The organism is Thiothrix sp. UBA5583 (assembly GCA_002425225.1).
In the GTDB taxonomy this organism is placed as follows: domain Bacteria; phylum Pseudomonadota; class Gammaproteobacteria; order Thiotrichales; family Thiotrichaceae; genus Thiothrix; species Thiothrix moscowensis.
The window spans coordinates 78,161-97,921 of the sequence record DILV01000016.1 but is presented as its reverse complement, the minus strand read 5'-3'; the positions used below and the strand labels follow the sequence as shown (position 1 = coordinate 97,921).

The following is a 19,761-nucleotide window of genomic DNA, read 5'->3' as shown; positions in this document are numbered from 1 at the left end:
CCGAGGTGTTAGAAATGCAGGTTACACTCGATGTCCCTGAACAATTCGGGTTGGACTACACGCTTCCCGAACTTGCCAAGCAAATCAAGCTGTACGCGGCTCTCGCCATGTTTCAGGTGGGGAAAATATCCGCTGGATTTGCCTGTGAGTTTGCAGGCGTAGACCGCTACCGCTTTTACGAAGAATGCGCCAAACACAAAATCCCTGTCATCCACTACGAACCCGGTGAACTCGAAGCGGAGTTGGAGGCATTGCGCGATTTATGATTATTGTAGCGGATAGTTCTGCCTTGGTTGCATTGGCAGTATGCAATGGATTGCACTTGTTGGACGCGCTTTATCAACAAGTCCGTGTGCCGCGTGCGGTGTTTGAAGAATGTGTTATTGCAGGCAAGCCCGCCGCTGAAAAACTGCGAGCCTACCTGAGTGACAAAACGGTAGATGTTGATTTGTCTGCTTTAGTCATCACCGCTAACGGGCTTGGTGCGGGCGAATTACAAGCAATGGCTTTGTACAAGCGCCTGAATGCCCAGCACTTGTTGATTGATGATCAACGCGCCAAAAAAGTAGCATTACTCAATGCCATTAAAGCTATCGGCAGCTTAGGACTATTATTACGTGCCAAGGAAAAAGGGCTGATTTCGGCAATCAAGCCCTATGCGATGATTATCCAACAGGCAAATCTGTATCTCAGCGACGTGGTGGTAACTGAGGCGCTACGCTTGGCAGGAGAATGATTTTTAGCCTTTCTACACACCTCTTGCTTTAGCATATGCAGCACTTCCACCAAGTCTCTCCACGCCGCCATCATGCTCCCATTTTTTATTGCTGCCTGAAGTACCAATAAGTCGGATGTCGTTTATCCATTTGTTCAACTTGGAAACCTCGGCTGTGCAAGAATTTGACTTGTTCCTGAACAGCTTGGTCAAATGGAAAATCTGAACGCACGTAACGTTGTAATCCCCAATAACCAACACCTTGATCTAAACGGACAAGCCAGCGGGTATCTTTCCATACCAATTCCAATTCACGAGCGTGGGGCAGTTGCTTATTTTCTTTCGATAACCATTCAAAATGAGGCAAGTTGATCTTAAACAAGCGTTCGGCAACTTGGCGGCGTTCCCCATCTTCCAGCCAATCATGATGCAGCAGTCTAGGGTATCCGCTCCTGTTGTCATTAAGTTGTGAGGTTACGACTGTAACGCAGGTTGCTTTCACCAAACCGCCAGTATATTGCCCTAAACCTTGCAACAAACTATTGAGTAGCAGCAACATCAAAGGGGAGCGCAAATACCTATCAGAATATCGTACCTCCACTAATGGTGCACCACTGGCAAGCTGCTTTGCCAATGCTGGTATGTTGTCACAAACCGCCTGCCATGCCTGCTTGCCAAACAAAGTGGATGCGCCGTTGAACTGATCCGTGATGACAAGTTCGGTAGTACCAGCGGGAATGCTTGGATGCAATGCGGTAGGTTCAACCTTTTGCCAACTTGAATGGATGGCAGGTAATGCAGTAGTAAGATGAGTCCTGACAAATTGGCTGCCTGCATAACCTGTAACACCCCACGCAGGAGTCGGGGCAAGTGCATCTGGATGGCTAGCAGCCCAACGGATGCTCTCATCCTGACCACCAGTTTCCATTACAACGGGAGTATTGGGTGTGCTACCTATTTCCCCCATATACACCTCTGCACCGATAAAGGTAATGAGGGCATTAAGCTCACTCTTTTGGCTAGCCTCCAGTTGCTGGAGCATGGATGAAGTTAATACAAATCGCACGAGTGTCCCAGTTTCCCGCAAACGAATTAGGTCATGTCTTAACCGCCAAGCCAGAGGTTCCCATAAGGAAACATCCCCCCCGAAGTAAATCCTGACCTCCTTGAAGTCATGGTGTTGCCATTCACGGTTTAGGGCTAACGCCAGCGGCTCCAGTTCAAATTTCGTTGCTGCACCAAATACCCTTAATGCCTCCGGTAAAACCATTGAATGGAGCAAACCACTTTCCAACAAGGTGTTTGCCTCATGACGGTTCAAATGATCAACATGGTGCTGAGTATCATAGGTCAGCAGGCAGGCTTGGCAAGCACTATCGCATTCTTTTGGACATGGTAAGACACTTTCATGAACACGTTTAAACAGCGTATCAAGCAATGCTACCGCTTGGGTGGAATAACCTGCACCACCTGTTGCCGTGTCGTACAGGTAAATGGAGTAAGTAGGTAATCTCCCTTGATCCCTGCGTTGGGATGCGAATGCACCGACTTCTGACTCCTCAATACCCAGTTCCATACATAATGCACGCCTGAACGCCACAGCCAAAGTATGAGCAACGACTTGATTAATGCCTTTGCCTTGCTCATCCCACAATTGGAGTTCAAATACTTCAGTTTGTGTTGATACACCCAGCAGCAACCCATCTTTAATCGCCCAATCACGGTCATTGCCGGGACAGGCTGTTTCCCTATCATCGTTTTTACCACCTCGTAATCGGCGGTGGTTCTCTAAGCTGGCAGCACGTTTTATTTCTTCACCCTCAACGGTCACGGAATCAGCCCAGCCACAAACCAGACACACAGAATAACCTTTCCCATGCAGACCATCAGAGTGATGGAAAAGATGCCCTTGGTTACTGCTGCGGTAACGCCCAAATTGTGGATTTGGTAATGCCATCCAGTCAGCGTGACGTAACGAAATCATCGGATCGCGTACAGGGATGTATTGAGGAGTGGTAACGTTATTATGCACTTTATGCCGTATTCCGACGGCAAATCCGGCAGGTTGTAGAAACTGGCTAGTGGTTATTTTGCTCGTATTGGTTTCTCCACAGTGCGGGCAAGAGTCGGGTTTAACTGGACGTATCCCATTATTGCCACAAGAATCACACCGCCAGACATATCTCAATGCTTGGATTTTAGGGGCAGTTTCCACTTCGGCAGGCAATTGCCAGTTCAGAGTTACGCCTTGACTGCGGTATACACGCCCATCCAGCACGGTATCTGTACCCGGTGCGTAGTCACGGATGGCGACGGCAAGGTTACGACTTGGATAACCAGCCCGTTTTGCCCGATTGTCCTCGCGTTCATTCTTTGCTTTTTTCTTGTGCTCCAAGTCCTCTGCTGTTGTGGTAATGAAAGGGACAACATTTGTCGGAAAACCATAACCCGGCAAGAAGCCGAGTGTGGCTAACACACCCAGCAAATATTCGCCGCGCAACCGATCCAGTTGCAAATCCAGTGCCTGTTCAGGTTTGCTATTGCCTTTGCTGGTTTTGACTAGTTCTCGCTGTTCAATCAACGCATTGAGATCAACCAGCCAGCGGGCAGCAGTTCTATCTAGCATTTCACAGGAACGCTCCAGCAAATAGGCTACCTCACGACCTTGCAGGATAGAATGCTTAGTCAAGCTGACCAATCCCTCATTAATGGAAGGTTTCTTATGCGCTTCCTGTAGACACCAATTCTTAAATACCTCGTATAAAGCAGAGTTTTCTTCAGATGCTGATTCAAAAAACCACCCACTAGTTAGTGTTAGCCTATTTACAGTATCGTTAGTACGTTCAGCCAGGAACTCGGATAACACCAAAGAGTTGATGTGACGTTGTACGATGGGTTCGCTTTGCAGAGCAACTTTTGGCATAGCCAATTGTGTTGTAAAAGGCCAGAGTGGGTTATGGAAAATCGCCTCTCCGTGTGGAGTTGCTTTACACAAAGTAAAGCTGACCGCTGCCGTTTCCCCTCTTCGTCCAGCACGCCCCGCACGCTGTAAAAAATTAGCGGGGTGAGGTGGTACATTATTCATCGCAACAGCACTCAAACCACCAATGTCCACCCCCATTTCCATGGTTGTAGAGCAACTCAGAAGATTGATTTTACCTTCTTTGAAACTATCGGTACGTCGGGTCAAATCATTGCCTGAAATTTGCGCCGAATGCTCTGCTGCTCGCCAGTAGCGACTAAATTTAACAATACGATCATTTACATCAGACCAAATGCCTAGCTGTCTCAACTTGATTATGTCGGGATTATTTTCAAGCCAGTCGTTGATGGATGCCACATCATTCGGGAATGCAGAGGGAACAATAGGAATAGTGACTTTCTGACAGATAACTAATTCTGCATCTTTGGGATTAAATGGCAAGTAAGGTGTAATGCCACGAAAGGCCACCGGGAGTACGCGGCGGGTTACGGGACATAACCAAGCCTCGTTGACTTGGGATAGTTCGGCTTGTTCATCAAGGTCTAGATAATAACCATCAGCAGATTTGCTCAATATAACAAAGATGCCATTCCAGATGTCTGATAGCATTTCATCCAGTCGTGCGACATGCTCTTTCTGTTCAAAGTCCAGTTTGAAAGCATAGGCCAGCAACCTTGCCAAACGGTTTCTATAGAATAAAATCTGCTTACTAGATGGCCAATAACGCTGAATTTTAGGAGATTTTCTTTGTTCGCCCGGTTTAAGAATAAACATTGGACGAGCAGGATAACCTAGCCAGCGGGCATATTCACGTGTGACATTAATCGTAGAACCACCAGTTCTTAATAAATAATCAACTGCCACCTGTAACAATGTTTGCCATTCTGCCTTATTGACATTTAGACTTTTGAAAAGTGTACTAGGCTCTGATTTGAATAGTTTGGGATAGATCAACTGAGTTAGTCCCAGTCCTTCTAGCGACAGTTGCCGCTTAGGCCGCGCAAAAAACTCCCGTAACAAGCATAATCTTGCATATTCCCTATCCTTGGAAAATTGTTCAAAAGTCAGTTTTTTAAGATCACTTAGCAACCAACGATCAACATCGTCAGTTAGCAGTAATTTTTCCTCCATTTTTTGCCATGCTAGTTGCCCCAATGAGTTCTTGTTAAGAGCCTCATATTTTGATTTTTCTGCTTCTAGTGTGGGTTTTAGAATTGGACTTGATTTTACAATTTTCTCCAATTCTTCTATTCGCTTCAGTAAGTCATCTTTATCAGAAGCAGATGCCGTAGTTGTATTCGCACTATCAGCCAAATAATGATAAATGAGACTCCGTACATAATCCCGTTCGCTATCCTGCTGCAATTTGGCTGCAAAACGGGCTGTACCTTGGCGACTATCGGTAAAAGTAATCAACCTCCTGCCATCTAGCGGGCGTGGCTCACTACCTTTCATCGGAGAGAGCGGTTCAAGCAATGTTGGAATCGCTGTACTTAACATAAATGGCGCACCAACTCGAACGGAGCGACATAATGGGGTATCGTGAAGTTCTTTTTTGGCATGACAAAAAGGGCATTCATTATCATCATCAGTCAAATAGACGGTGAATTTTTTAATATCTGTCCCATCCACCTGACCTGCCGAGGATAACGATATGGTTCTTATTGATGACGTACTACTTGTTGATAGCGCACTGCTGGTCAGCAAACGTTTTAGTTGAGCCGAATGCCTAGGTGATGTTGAAGCTAGCTCAGTATCTTCATCTTCCGGGACTTCTAATTCTTGTTGAAATTCATCTTCATCCTGAAAGGATTGGCGAGGCCGCAACCATTCTTTACCATCTTCATGCTTTTCATCGGCTGCCAAGTATTCGGAACCACATTCACCACATTGCACCAGTTCAAAAACAGGACTTTCGCAGTGAGGGCAGTGTTGCCTACGCTCCAAAAAGATTGCCCCAAATGACCACTTATCACTGTCCAACTGTGTACCTGAGCGACCTTGGCAATGATTGTTAGAGCAAGCCCAAATGCCATTCAACGTGCGCTGGAAGAAATGTCCCCGCAACGGTAAAAATGGGGTGGATTCTGTGTCGATTTTTTTATTGGCCTGAGTGCAACAGTCGATTAATGCCAGTGTCGTGCGCCAATCATTTTCGGCGGGGCTGTTACCGTACAAGGATTCCGTCAAGGTACTTAGCTTGTTAGCCCCGCCTATCAACTGGGTACGTAATTTACGAGTAACGGGGTCTTTTGCTAAAGCATCAAATTTGTCAGCAGCCGACATCTCCCAGAGTTTTTGCAAAGAAGGACGCTGTTCCTTCTGATTCAGTAGATTGTCAGGCAGTTCTGGCACTTCACGCTCACCAGTGACTACTGAGATTTGGGAGACTGAGGCTCCAGCAATATCAGCTAGGAATTTGGCAAGGTGTTGTTTGGATGCCTCGCTGTTATCGCCCAAGGTTGCAGAAGTTGCAACAAAATGTACATCGGTCGGTTTGCATCCAAAGGCATGAAGAACACGGCGTAATAACAAGGTCAACTCTGCGGCCTGAGAACCTAGATACGTGTGAGCTTCGTCAATAACAATCCAGCGCAGTTTACCTTGTGATTGTTCGATGATAAGTCGATCTTTATCCCGAACTAACATGTATTCCAGCATAGTGGTGTTTGTTACCAGAATAGGTGGCGGGTTGTTGCGCAAGGTGTCACGGGTGGCAACCTCGCATTTCCAGTCATTCTTTTTGTTATTTTCTGGTGTATCGCCGTTGTAGAGGCAAAATCTCAGCTTACCACCGAAGGGTTCTGACCATGCCACCAAGCGGTCTTTTTGGCTTTTGATGAGCGCATTCAGTGGGTAGAGGAACAACGCCCGAATCCCTGTCAAAGAGGCGTTTTTCTTTTGCTCGACTTCATTCACCAAGTCGTTGAGGATTGGCACAAGAAAGCATTCCGTTTTACCTGAGCCTGTTCCGCTGCTCACTAAAACGGAACGTCGTGGGTTTTCCTGTAGCAAATTGCTCCACGCCTCCAACTGGTGTTGGTAAGGATGCCTTTCCAGCGGGAAAGCGTAGTCTTCCGTTGTATGCTTCTTTTCTGGTTTGTCCAGTGCTGCCAATAATTGGGAATTAAGCAGTGTTCCTCCCAAGTCCCGCATTTGTTGTGCGGATTGTTTCCAACCAAAAGTGGCTTCAAACACTGGATCGGCTAGCAAAGCACCTGCCATACCCGGCTTCTGCCTGAATTGTTCATCAAGGTAGTTACGTAGGGCATCGTTACGGAATCCGGTCAAACCCAAAACAGAGCGGCTAGCCCGGTTGGTCAATTGCTCTGCCAAAGTGGCATAGAAAAGTTTGGGGGTAGTCACTCAACGCTTCTCCTTTAGATAGTTAGCCAATCCTAGTGCCATGGCAATGCGGTAAGTTTCAAAGAACCATTCTGGATCAAAGGCACGTATAAGCCTTAGTTCGTAAACCAATAGAGAGGACGGTTCAATTCCATTGAGGCAGATGTATGCCGCCACGAAGGGGGCGCAACGGACTGGGCGCAAATGATTGTTTAGGCGCTGGTAGCGATGAAATTCTTCTAAATGGTTAACCAATTTCATCACTTCGTTACTGACAGGCCATTGCTCATCAGCATTGTGTCGTCCCTGCAAGCCTTCTTCGTTTTGCCTAATGATCTCTTTTAGCTGGACATCACCCCTTAACCTTGCCTGCCAAAGCAAGCTAGTTCCATTGACGGGGGCTTTAGGAAATAACTGTTCCTGAAGCCAGTCACCCAAAGGTAGCCATGACGGACGCTGTTCGGTCATCTGCCGATAGAACTGCTTGAAGCTATCCTCAACCGTTTGTTCACCCCAATCAAATGCCGCCAACGAATTTCGCAGCGAGCTGTAGTACAAATGGGCTGTGTCTGCCCATGTCTTTGCTGAAATTAAGCTCCATGAGAAAGGCATTTGCTCTGACAGTGACCAAATTCTATTAAAGTCATCCTCATTGGATTTCAGTAGCAATAAAACCAAGGTTGCGGGATGCTCCACCAAATGGGTCAATACATCCAACGTACTAGGTGGAAATTCGCTGGAAAGCCCTATATAGATGGTGATCAATTCCCAGTCTGGATGTTCAGGATTGCCGCCCAAAGCCTGCATTAAATTATGGAGGTGTTGTTTACGCTGTTGTTCATCCACAATTTTAATAATTGCCTCAAGGGATGGTGCATCTTCCTCCGCAGCAATATCTGTTCCTTCCTCAACATTTCTGGCAGTCCACAGCAACGGACGAAACCGTGCCCAATTGCCATCCCTTCCGATAATCCACCAAGGCCCAGGCGACAAATCGGAAGGAATCCCCCAAACTGCATCATTTCCTTCAATAGTTGTGAGAGAAATGGGTTCACTGCCGGGATTCCACAAGGGAATCATTTCCATGCGGATGCGGGATTGCCAACCATCACCCAGCCGTTGCAGAGATTTATCGCTGATGCTTACAAGACATTGCTTCCGGTCTGGCTGCATCGCCACATCAAAGCGGGCTACGACGACGGTTGCAAGGCAACTTCCACCCGACATGACCTGAATTTTTACTGATATATCTTTCGTATGAGTGCTTGCCAGCAATGAGGTAAGCCTGTCACGTTCACTATCCAGCAAAAATTGTAAACTGCCGCGTTGCAGTGGTGGCAACTTTTGTTTGAACCCAAGGGTGCTGCCTTCCAAAGCAACATCCAAGGCAAATCTGCCGCTATCAGTTTGGTCTTGAATGAGCAATTGCAGACCACCCAAACGCCCCAATGGCACTACGGAATGGTCAGGCAGGATTTTGCCGTCAAACGTAAATACTGCACCACGCTGTGGATAGGGCAACATCATTTCAAATGGTTCCGCCCCCGACCACGCCAAACGCAAACGGATAGGTTCAAGGCTGGCATCGTGGATGAAAGGACAAGACAACTGGATGCCATCACCCATAGGCTGGACTTCTATAACAGGCTTGGCTGGACTTAAAACATGGGCATGATCAACACTGCGAAGCCGATAGCTGCCTGCGGCAAGATTCGATCCTACTGTGCGTGTGATATGGAACGCACGAGGCACAATGTCTGCTTGCCGCCGGAGGCGCTCCGCGCCTGATTCATCTATAAAGCGAAGCCAAACCCTACCACAGCAACCTGCCTCACCCGTGCGCCACGTACCAGCCTCATAAAAAGGACGCCATTGCACTTTGCCTTTGGGTTCGTATATCGGTTGTGTTTGTGTGGTTGCTTTGATGCGGGGAAGCCCTTGGAATATAAGCTGCTCATTCAATGCTTCAAAGACTGTATTGCCGTCCAGCCTGTAACTCTCATCCGAGTCTGTTTCAGCTCGGCAACGGACAAAATAACTATCACCTGTTGACGAATGGAACCTGGCTTCACCTGTCACTCTGTATAAAGTACGTCCAATTGACGGGATGGAACCAACTATCAAGGCTTCCCCGCCATTTACCACTGCCGGGGAAAAACCGCCAGTCACAGCCACCAAGGCAATTTCCTGCTTGGTTTTGGCGGAACCTTCGGTCAGCCATTCCCATTTGCCGTCGGTTTCCCCACCAACAAATACCCACGGCAGATCTCCCCACGGCTCATCATTATGGACAGGAACTGAATAACTGACATTCGCAGCACTTAACAGAATCTTGTGGGGTAAACCAACCCGACCACTATCCAACCTGACAGTCCCGGCACGGTGTAACCACTCACGGCGATAAAAGTTACGTTCATGTTGTTGGTGCAAGGTCAGTAATGCCACTGTGTCACTGCCTTCTGGCGTTTGTAGCACCATCCTGAAACGTGGTGCAGATGATGATTCCGTAGATGCCAACAAAGAAGCCATCTGTTCATCACTCAGCCTTTCGGGAAAATCCAGCAGCTTCCACACCTGCCAACCCTGTAAGGATTCCTGTAAGCAACCCCGCCACAACACACGGGCAGTAGCATTCCTGACAAGCTCACCAGACTGGCGGACTAACCCGGTCAGCAGGACTTTGGCAGCGTCATTCTCCAAACTGAGCGGTAGTTGTTTACGCCATTCTCCATTCAAGTGGTCTAACGCTACAATGGGGTCAGGTGCATCACCCACCCGTTGTTGTAAGGCTGTCACTTGGGCAATCAATTCACCTGCCAACCGGAACACAACATCCTGCCGCAAACTGCTCGGCAGCAAGAACGAACGCTGATTGGCAATCTGTTCTGCCACATCCACCCCGCCAAACCTTCGCGCATGATACTGCTCCAGCACGGAACGGAAAAACTGGGTTAGGTTGGCGTTCTGTTTGTGCAGCAAGTTAAGGGGCAAACCACCTTCACAGGCAATGGTGACAAGGAAGGCTCGATTGCCCTTGCCCTCTTGATAGCGTATTAATGGCCTTTTCCATGTTTTCAGCCCCTGTTCTACCCAAATTCTCGCCCAAGTATCCATGTTGCGGTCACAGTGACGGGAATCAATGTCAAGAGGGGTGAATACCGTTTCCCAAGTCCACGCCCCGTCAGTATGCTTTCGACGAAAAGTTTCGGCTGCATATAGGCAAAACAGGGCAGCAAATGATTGGAGTTTTGAATTATTGTTCCTGCAAGTAGGCAAAATTTCTTGCTGGATTAGCGTGGTTAGTTCGTTATATTTCTTGTCAGAGCACTGGTAAGCATACAGTGGTCGCCCATCAGGTTGAGTTGCACGCACCCGTAGAAGAAACCTTGCCAACCATCCTTGCCTATCCATAAAAGCACCACTTATATCCACGACAAACATGCTTATTGTAAGTTTTTTAGATCAAAAAAACGACTGCATTCCTCACCCCTTCACACACACCACCTGCTTCAACGTATGCAGCACCTCCACCAAATCACTCTGCGCCGCCATCACTTTATCAATCGGCTTGTAAGCCGATGGCGTTTCATCAATCACCGCTTCATCCACGCGGCATTCCACCCCGGCAACGGCGAGCTTATGCTCATCCAGCGACACGCGGCGTTTGGCCTCAGTACGTGACATCACGCGCCCCGCGCCGTGGCTGCAACTGCAAAAACTTTCGGCATTACCCAGCCCGCGCACGATGAACGATTTCGCCCCCATGCTGCCCGGAATAATCCCAAGCTGACCTTGTTGCGCACTCACCGCGCCTTTGCGCGTCACCCACACATCCTTGCCGTAATGGTGTTCGCGGCTGATGTAGTTGTGGTGGCAATTCACCGCCTCCACGTCCGCCGTGAACGGGGTCGGCAACACCTCGCGGATCGCCTGCAAAGTACGCGCCATCATCAGCTCGCGGTTGGCTTGCGCGAAATCCTGCGCCCACGCCACTGCCTCTACGTAGTCGCGGAAATGCGGGCTACCTTCGGGGATGTACGCCAAATCCTTATCCGGCAGGTTGATGAAATAGCGTTCCATGTCCTTTTTCGCCTGCTCGATAAAGTGCGTACCGATGGCATTGCCGACCCCGCGTGACCCGCTGTGCAACATCACCCACACGGTTTGGGTTTCATCCAGACACACCTCGATGAAATGGTTGCCCGTCCCCAGCGTCCCCAAGTGCTTCAGGTTATTGGTGTTTTTCAGGAACGGATGTTTCTCGCACAAGCGCTGGAAACCCGCGCTCAAACCCAGCCATTTTTCCAGCACATCGTCCGGCGGATCACCCCAACTGCCGGTATCGCGCTGACCGCGAGTCGCCACGCGCCCATGCGGAACCACTTGCTCAATCTTGCTGCGCATTGCCTCCAAGGAATCGGGCAAATCGGCGGCGGTCAGGGTGGTTTTCGCCGCCATCATCCCGCAGCCCAAATCCACCCCCACCGCCGCCGGAATAATCGCCCCCACGGTTGGAATCACGCTGCCAATCGTCGCACCTTTGCCCAGATGCACATCCGGCATCGCCGCCACCCACTGGTGAATAAACGGCATCTTGGCAATGTTCAGCAATTGTTTTTTGGAGTTGTCGTCGAAAGGCACGCCTTTTGTCCACGCCTTAACAGGCGCGTGACCAGCTTCATGGAGGACTTCGTAGGAAGTAGCGGTAGTGCTCATGGTGTGTTCCTTGCTTGTCGTTAGTGATGCTTAATATATTGCAAGGGGTGTGCCAGCGTTATCTGTCACCAGCTATCTAACTGATAGATAACAAATAAAACTTGGTTTTTCCGAATATCGCAGAACGTACCTTTCAGACATTACTATCCCTAAAGATAATAATCTATCCTAACGTAATACATATTGCTTTATCTCCACCAGACCGCTCTGCGCCGCCATCACCTTGTCGATAGGCGTAAAGATAACGGCAAGGTGAGGGCCTTGCCGTTAAGGGTATACTGGCGCTGGCTTCGACTTATCCACAGGGGATGCGGGATGTCACCGAAACCAGCGACCAGTATCAGGTGGTCAGGTGCAGGCGCTTACCGCGCGTCACGCACCAGACGGACATACTTGCCCCCCGCCAGCAGACTCTGGAACGGGCGACCATTGCTGAAGTCCACACTCCAGGCGTTGGCACCAGACTGCTCCATCGTCCAGACGCTGAGGGCAGGTGTATTGGGGAAGATATTCAGGTTGATGGAAGGGTTGCTGCACGTCTTTTCAATCAGGCTGCCAAGCTCATTTACAGTAGGAAGCCGCCAGCCGTCCTGGGCTGCAAAACGCTGAGCACTAACCAGTTGCGCCTGTTGTGCGGCGGATTCCCACGACATCTGGCTCGGTCTGCCATAGCAGGCAATCGCCTGTTGGCCTTCGAGACATTTTTTCCACATGAGACCCGTTTGGGTGTCGCTGACAGTACCATTGCGATGATCAACAAAACGCTGATCAGGCGTGGTTGCAGGTTGATTGAGCTGGCAGTCTTGCGCAAATGTCAGTGCTGTCCAGAGGAGAAAGCCCCCACCAACACTGGAAGTCAGTGTTGTTTTTTTCATATTCATCGTTGTTATTACCAGGCAAGTCTTGAGATTATCTTGTTGTTACCGCCCCAAACCCTTGGTGCTCATCGTGGGTCGCAATTGATTAACCGAAGGTTCATATCAATAAAATGAATTTATCATTATCTTTTTGGGTCGGTAAGTAACATGACTTATATATTTTTTAATTATTTGTGCTTGTTTTTTAAGGGTTAACCCTAATGCAACGAGGTATACATGACGCTGAACAAACAGGAACGCTGGGCATTGGCAGTTGGCATGTTGGGTCTGATCTCAACCTTTGGCATTGCACGTTTCATATACACCCCCCTGTTGCCGCTGATGCAGACCCAGCTTGGGTTTGGTGAGGATTGGGCCGGTTTGCTGGCATCCGCCAATTACGTGGGCTATTTGTGCGGCGCACTAATTGCCATGTTCATTCACACCATTGATACCAAGCGCAGACTGTTCCGGTTGGCGATATTACTCGCAGCTTTGAGCAATATCGGTATGGGTATCAGCCTGCATGATACCACGCAATTATTTCTGCGTTTTTTCAGTGGTCTGGCAAGTGCAGGGGGCATGGTAATCGGTTCCGGGCTGATGATGCTGGCAATTAACCCACGCCACAGTTCCACTGCGCTGAGCATCCATTTTGCGGGGATCGGGCTGGGCATTGTGCTGGGAGCCTTGTGGGTACTGGGCTTGCAGCACTTTCAGAGCTGGCAGGGTCTGTGGATCAGCAGTGGCATCCTGATCCTGTTGCTGGGTTTGCCGGGCTTGCTGTTTTCACCGTGGCAACTGCATCCGCACAAGCAAGTAGCGATTGACACTGCCGTACCGCACAAGGCTTTCAAGTGGTTGATCAGCCTGATTGCGCTGGCGTATTTTTGTGAGGGTGTCGGTTATGTCATCAGCGCCACTTTTCTGGTGTCTATCCTGCACAAGGGAACACTGCTTCCACATCTGGGGGATTACGCCTGGGTAGTGGTCGGGTTGGCGGCAGCCCCTTCCTGCTGGTTATGGGCGCAACTGGCGCAGCGGATCGGAGAATTCCGCGCCCTGACCCTTGCCTATCTGGTACAGGCAGTAGGTGTTGTCCTGCCGGTGATCAGCACCTCGGAAGTAGCTGCCATGCTGGGGGCATTACTGTTTGGCGGAACATTCATGGGGATTGTGTCGATGGTTCTGATGTATGGCGGTAAACTGGGAGGTTCCCGACCTACCCGCCTGATGGGTTTGCTGACCGCCTGTTTCGGGGTGGCGCAAATCATCGGCCCGGCGGTAGCGGGCTGGATGGCGGAACAACAGGGCAATTTCAACCTGCCCCTCATGCTGGCGTCAGCTATCACGGTGACTGGCGGAATCCTGATGTGGGTGGCACATTATGTGGCGAAACAAGGGATGGAGGCTTGAATGCAGACACTTTGCCTGGAATGGGGTGCATGGCTTACACAAACCGGCTTGTTGCAAGCTCCCGGCCTGTTCATGACCGGCACGGATACCGGCGTTGGCAAAACCTGGGTGGGAATCCGCCTGATCCAGGTCTTGCGTCAACACGGGCTGGAAATAGCGCCGCGTAAACCTGCCGAATCCGGCTGGGCAGAAGACGTTACCCAAACCGACACCTGGCAACTGGCGCAAGCAGCCGGTGCTGACCCGCAACAGGTATGCGCTAACCGCTTGCAGGCAGCGCTTGCCCCGCCACGTGCTGCCCGACTGGCAGGCAAGACCCTGACGCTGGGCGGTCTGGCAGCAGCCTGTCTTGCCCATGTGCAAGCAGGGCAATTTCTGTTCGTGGAAGGCGCAGGGGGTTTCTATTCACCGCTGGCAGAAGACGGGCTGAATGCCGATCTGGCGGAATGGCTGGGCTTGCCAGTGATACTGGTAACAGAAGACAGAGTAGGTTGCCTCAACCATGTATTACTCACCATTGAGGCAGCCCAGCGGCGCAACCTGACAGTGGCAGGCATCATCCTTAACCGCCAGCAAGCCAGCGTACCTGCTGGCATGGATAACCTTGCCGACTTGCGGGAACGATGCAGTATTCCCCTGTTGCAGCTTTAAGCCGCCACCGCTTCGGCAACCGCCGCTGTTTCGGTAATCGGTGGCATTTCCTGAGCGATTTGCAGGTTATCACCTGCACCAAAATTGATTTGCCATTCCAGGTCATTGCGTGAACTGGCGTATTCCAGCGCAATGGCACGGCTGATCCTGTTGTCAGTATAGAGCTGGTAAAGCGCCTGATCGAACGTTTGCATCCCGTCACTAACCCCTTTGACGACCACATCCTTGAGGTCGCTGAACTGCCCCTTGCGGATCAGTTCCGACACATACGGGGTGTTGATCAGCACTTCGGCAGCCAGATGCAAGCCATCCTGTTCATCAGGGATCAGCCGTTGGGCAACGATACCGCGCAGGTTGAGGGACAAATCCATCAGGATGCGGTTTTTGTCCTCATTCGGGAACAGGTAGAGGATACGTTCCAGCGCTTGGATAACGTTGGTGGCGTGCAGGGTCGAGAGCACCAGATGCCCGGTGTCGGCAAAGCCCAGTGCCGCATTCATGGTTTCGGTATCGCGGATTTCCCCGACCATGATCATGTCAGGGGCTTCGCGCATGGCTTCGCGCATGGCATTGGCGTAACTCAAGGTATCGAAGCCGATTTCACGCTGCCCGACGATGGATTGCCCGTGGCGGAAGGTGTATTCGATCGGGTCTTCAATGGTGAGGATATGCCCGCAATGGCGTTCGTTGCGGAATTGGATCAGGGACGCCATCGAGGTGGATTTGCCCGAGCCGGTAGAACCCACAAACAGCAGCAAGCCTTCCTTGCGCATCACCAGATCCTTGAGCACTTCCGGCAGGTTCAGCTCATGCGGGGCGCGGATGTCGGAACGGATATGGCGGATCACCATCGACACTTCCCCGCGCTGAAAATAGAAATTCATGCGGAAGCGCCCCACGCCTTTCAGGGAAAATCCCTTGTTCAGTTCACGGTTGGCGAAAAAGGCTTCGATTTCCGAGCGCGTCAGAATCTCTTCAGCAAGCTGGCGGATATTGCCCGGCTTCATCGGCTCGCGGCTGATGCGACGCAATTGCCCGCGTACCTTGATGGAAGCGTGCGCCCCAGTCGTCAGATACAGGTCGGATGCCCCCTGTTTCACCATCATGTGCAGCAGCGGGGTAATGCGCAGGTCTGCTTCGGTCAGTGCCGTCATTTACCATTCTCCATCGGTTCGATTGCCATGTTGTCCAACCCTTTGAAAAAGTCGTTGTCTTTGGCGAAACGGCTTTGCAGCTTGAGTTTGAGGCGCAAATCGTTTTGTGAATCGGCATGGCGCAAGCCTTCGTGTACTGTGATCTGACGGGCTTCGATCAGGTCGAACAGCGCCTGGTCGAATGTCCTCATGCCATGCTCGCGTGATTTGGAGGTCAAATCCTTGATGCCCGGTACATCGCCTTTGAGGATCAGGTCTGCCATCAGCGGGGTGTTGATCATCACTTCCACCGCAGGCAAACGCCCCTCACCCTTGGCCTTGCGCACCAAGCGCTGGGACACCACCGACTTGAGGTTGAGGGATAAATCCATCAGTAACTGGTGGCGGCGCTCTTCCGGGAAAAAGTTGATGATGCGATCCAGCGCCTGGTTGGTGCTGTTGGCGTGTAAGGTCGACAGGCACAAATGCCCGGTTTCCGCATAGGCAATCGCGTAATCCATCGCGGCGCGGTCGCGGATTTCCCCCAGCAGGATCACGTCGGGTGCTTGCCGCAGGGTATTTTTCATGGCGATTTCATAACTGGCGGTATCCACACCGATTTCTCGCTGGGTAATCAGGCAGCCCTTGTGCTGGTGGACAAATTCAATCGGGTCTTCGATGGTGACAATATGCCCTTTGGAATGCTGGTTGCGGTAATCCACCATCGACGCCAGTGTGGTGGATTTGCCCGAGCCGGTTGCCCCGACAATGATCACCAACCCACGCTTGGTCATGGCAATGTCCCGCAAGATCGGCGGCAGATACAGGCTTTTGAAATCGGGAATCTCGGTCGGAATATGGCGCAGCACCATGCCCGAACAACCGCGCTGGGTAAAGGCATTCACCCGGAATCGTGCCTTGCCCGGCAAACTGATGGAAAAGTTGCATTCCATGTCCTCCTCAAACTGCCTCAACTGGCGGTCGTTCATGATGGAACGTACCAGCATCCGCGCGTTGATTTCGTTGAGGGGTTGGGTGGTTAATGGCACGACTTCGCTGTCAACCTTGGCGGAAGGGGCAGCATCAGCGGTGATGTACAGGTCGGATGCTTTCTTTTCCAACATGGTCGCCAGCAGTTTGTGGACATAGCTGACGGCAGAATCACGATCCATGGGTCACCTTCCTGTTAAATGGAATCCGGGTTATCGGCTTTGCGGCGGGCATCATTGCGGTCGACCAGCCCTTTCACCACCAGTGTTTTCAGTGACTGGTCGAGGGTCATCATGCCTTCCGTCTGCCCGGTCTGCATGGCGGAACGCATCTGTGCAATCTTGTTTTCGCGGATCAGGTTGCGGATAGCGCGGGTTCCAATCAGGATTTCGTGCGCGGCGACCCGTCCGCCGCCTTTCTTTTTCAGCAGGGTCTGGGAAATGACCGCCTGCAACGATTCGGACAGCATCGCCCGCACCATTTCCTTTTCCGCTGCCGGGAACACGTCGACGATACGGTCGATGGTTTTCGGGGCGGAAGTGGTGTGCAGCGTGCCAAACACCAGATGCCCGGTTTCAGCCGCCGTCAGGGCGAGACGGATAGTTTCCAGGTCACGCATTTCCCCAACCAGAATGGTATCCGGGTCTTCACGCAGGGCGGAACGCAACGCAGCCTCAAACCCTCGGGTATCCCGGTGGACTTCACGTTGGTTGACCAGGCTTTTCTTGCTTTGGTGGACGAATTCGATCGGGTCTTCGATGGTGAGGATATGCCCGTAATCGGTGTCATTCTTGTAGTCGATCATCGCCGCCAGTGTGGTGGATTTGCCGGAGCCAGTCGGCCCTGTCACCAACACCAGCCCGCGTGGCTGTTCGGCAATCTGGCGGAAAATATTGGGGGCATTGAGCTGTTCCAGCGTCAACACCTTGCTGGGAATGGTACGGAACACCGCACCCGCACCCCGGTTCTGGTTGAAAGCATTCACACGAAACCGCGCCACACCGGGGATTTCAAACGAAAAGTCGCATTCCCAGTATTCCTCATACTGCTTGCGCTGGTAGTCGTTCATGATGTCGTAAACCAGTGCGTGAACCTGTTTGTGTTCCAGCACCGGCAGGTTGATCTTGCGCATTTCGCCATCCACCCGGATCATCGGCGGCATCCCGCCCGACAGATGCAGGTCGGAAGCATTGTTTTTCACGCCAAAGGCCAGCAGTTGGGTAATGTCCATTGTCGGTTGTTCGCGTTTAGGGGTTATAATTTTTGTATTACCCGGAAAATTAGCACACACCATGACAATCCGTGAAAATCTCCTGACAATCGGTGAACGTATCCGCACTGCCGAGCAACGTTTCCAGCGTCCCGCAGGCAGTGTGCAACTGCTGGCTGTCAGCAAGATGCATCCTGCCAGTGCCATCCGTCAGGCTCTGGCTGGCGGGCAGATTTTATTCGGCGAAAATTACGTGCAGGAAATGGTGGAAAAAGCCCACGAACTGCTGGGGTATGGCATCGAATGGCATTTCATCGGCCCGATCCAGTCCAACAAAACCCGCCAGATTGCAGCTACTGCCCGCTGGGTACATTCGGTTGACCGTTTCAAAATCGCCCAGCGCCTCAGCGAACAAAAACCTGACAATACTCCCGACATCAACCTGTGTTTGCAGGTCAACATCAGCAACGAAAACAACAAGTCCGGCGTTGCCCCACACGAATTGGCGGAACTGGCAGAACAAGTGGCGGCATTGCCGGGGCTGCGCTTGCGCGGGCTGATGGCAATTCCTGCCCCGGAGCACGACTTTGGGCGGCAACGTGCCGTGTTTGCCCAGGTCAGGGAATTGCAGGAACAACTGATTACACAAGGCTTTGCGCTGGATACGCTGTCAATGGGCATGACCGATGATATGGAAGCAGCGATAGCGGAAGGGGCAACACTGGTGAGGATTGGTACGGCGATTTTTGGGACGCGGCATTGAGTACAACTTTTACTGCTGGAGTTCACGACCATATTGCATACTTGTGATAAATTCAGATTACATTTGATACAGGTAATCGTTTATGCCCATACTCAGTTTTATTTCCGATGAAGTTCTAACCAATGCCGTCAAAAACCTGCTGGATGTAGCGGTTGATGCACGCAAGAAAGCGGATAAAGGCTTCAACCGCAATGTCATTGACCCATTCGCGGTACTGTTTGAAATGTCAGGGTTCCAAGTAGACGAACAAGCATGGCTGGTAGGTGAGAAAAACCGGCAAGCCCAGAAAACGCTGCAAAATCATGTTGGTACTTTCCATCAAACCATTATTGGCAATATTTCCGGCTGGGAGGATTTAGGTACGGGTGGAGTAGTGGATGTCGTTTGTCCTGACAGAAAAATCATTGCCGAAATCAAAAACAAGCACAACACCGTTAAAGGTTCGGATAAAGTCAAAGTTTACGATCTGATGGAGCGGTCAGTCATGACCAAAGGCCATCAATACAAAGGGTTTACAGGTTATTACGTTGAAGTTATCCCCAAATCAACCGCCCGTTATGACAAACCTTTCACGCCGCCCGACAACCAGACCGGACAGCCTCGCGCTGCAAATGAACTGATTCGCCAGATTGATGGCTACAAATTCTATGCGTTGGCAACAGGTGTGCCTGACGCCTTGGGTCAGTTGTTTGCTGCATTGCCTGATGTGATAGAAAACTGTTCGGCATACCGCTTCACTGACCGGACATTTGCCTCGAAGTTCTTTCAGAAGGCATTTGGCTGACCAGTTGTCTTCCCACTCTCCCAACACTCCCTCTGTGCCTGACTATGGGGAGCAACTTCGTGCGCGAACAGATTTCCTTGTCGATATGCTCAACCATGCAGATCCTTCTGTCAGCGTAAACCAGCACCTTTTACCTGTGTTATAGCCAAACTTGCCCTATCTTACCTATAATCAGTAACCATGTGTAAGGTTATAGAA

13 protein-coding genes are annotated in these 19,761 nt (G+C 50.8%); 6 read left to right on the top strand and 7 right to left on the bottom strand.

Annotated elements, in window-relative coordinates; genetic code table 11:
• The first annotated feature begins 14 nt into the window (after positions 1–14).
• Positions 15–266: a UPF0175 family protein gene (locus tag B2U47_RS05550; protein ID WP_236499522.1), complete on the top strand. Its 252-nt coding sequence runs from the start codon at positions 15–17 to the stop codon at positions 264–266.
• Positions 263–736 (top strand): DUF3368 domain-containing protein, encoded by a 474-nt coding sequence (locus B2U47_RS05545; RefSeq protein ID WP_296681755.1) that lies wholly within the window; start codon positions 263–265, stop codon positions 734–736. Before B2U47_RS05550 ends, B2U47_RS05545 begins: the two co-directional genes overlap by 4 nt.
• A gap of 85 nt (positions 737–821) precedes the next feature.
• Here B2U47_RS05545 and B2U47_RS05540 read toward each other — a convergent pair whose 3' ends face one another.
• The 4 genes from B2U47_RS05540 to B2U47_RS05525 form a co-directional block, all read right to left on the bottom strand.
• The gene (locus tag B2U47_RS05540; RefSeq protein ID WP_296681753.1) at positions 822–7,064 is read right to left on the bottom strand and encodes a DEAD/DEAH box helicase; all 6,243 of its coding nucleotides are present in this window, start codon (positions 7,062–7,064) and stop codon (positions 822–824) included.
• Positions 7,065–10,484 (bottom strand): STY4851/ECs_5259 family protein, encoded by a 3,420-nt coding sequence (locus B2U47_RS05535; RefSeq protein ID WP_296681751.1) that lies wholly within the window; start codon positions 10,482–10,484, stop codon positions 7,065–7,067.
• A gap of 42 nt (positions 10,485–10,526) precedes the next feature.
• Complete coding sequence (locus B2U47_RS05530) at positions 10,527–11,759, bottom strand: RtcB family protein (protein WP_296681749.1); 1,233 nt, start codon at positions 11,757–11,759, stop codon at positions 10,527–10,529.
• Between the two features lie 362 nt (positions 11,760–12,121).
• Complete coding sequence (locus tag B2U47_RS05525) at positions 12,122–12,640, bottom strand: DUF1566 domain-containing protein (RefSeq protein ID WP_296681748.1); 519 nt, start codon at positions 12,638–12,640, stop codon at positions 12,122–12,124.
• A gap of 213 nt (positions 12,641–12,853) precedes the next feature.
• On the opposite strand from B2U47_RS05525, the gene B2U47_RS05520 reads away from it, so the two are divergent.
• Entirely contained in the window at positions 12,854–14,032 is a 1,179-nt protein-coding gene (locus B2U47_RS05520; RefSeq protein WP_296681746.1) for a YbfB/YjiJ family MFS transporter, read from the top strand.
• A complete protein-coding gene (gene bioD, locus B2U47_RS05515; RefSeq protein WP_296681743.1) occupies positions 14,033–14,683 on the top strand; it encodes a dethiobiotin synthase in 651 nt (216 codons plus the stop codon).
• On the opposite strand, the gene B2U47_RS05510 is transcribed toward bioD, so the two are convergent.
• The 3 genes from B2U47_RS05510 to B2U47_RS05500 are packed head-to-tail and all read right to left on the bottom strand — an operon-like array spanning position 14,680 to position 18,037.
• On the bottom strand, positions 14,680–15,837 hold the full coding sequence (locus tag B2U47_RS05510; protein ID WP_296681741.1) for a PilT/PilU family type 4a pilus ATPase: 1,158 nt from the start codon (positions 15,835–15,837) through the stop codon (positions 14,680–14,682). The two genes, bioD and B2U47_RS05510, sit on opposite strands and share 4 nt — an antisense overlap.
• Positions 15,834–16,988 (bottom strand): PilT/PilU family type 4a pilus ATPase, encoded by a 1,155-nt coding sequence (locus B2U47_RS05505; RefSeq protein WP_296681740.1) that lies wholly within the window; start codon positions 16,986–16,988, stop codon positions 15,834–15,836. Before B2U47_RS05505 ends, B2U47_RS05510 begins: the two co-directional genes overlap by 4 nt.
• 14 nt (positions 16,989–17,002) lie before the next feature.
• On the bottom strand, positions 17,003–18,037 hold the full coding sequence (locus B2U47_RS05500) for a type IV pilus twitching motility protein PilT (RefSeq protein ID WP_296681737.1): 1,035 nt from the start codon (positions 18,035–18,037) through the stop codon (positions 17,003–17,005).
• A 61-nt stretch (positions 18,038–18,098) separates the two neighbouring features.
• On the opposite strand from B2U47_RS05500, the gene B2U47_RS05495 reads away from it, so the two are divergent.
• Together B2U47_RS05495 and B2U47_RS05490 are read left to right on the top strand one after the other, a co-directional pair.
• Complete coding sequence (locus B2U47_RS05495) at positions 18,099–18,779, top strand: YggS family pyridoxal phosphate-dependent enzyme (protein WP_296681736.1); 681 nt, start codon at positions 18,099–18,101, stop codon at positions 18,777–18,779.
• A gap of 82 nt (positions 18,780–18,861) precedes the next feature.
• Complete coding sequence (locus tag B2U47_RS05490) at positions 18,862–19,563, top strand: Eco47II family restriction endonuclease (RefSeq protein WP_296681734.1); 702 nt, start codon at positions 18,862–18,864, stop codon at positions 19,561–19,563.
• Positions 19,564–19,761 lie beyond the last annotated feature (198 nt).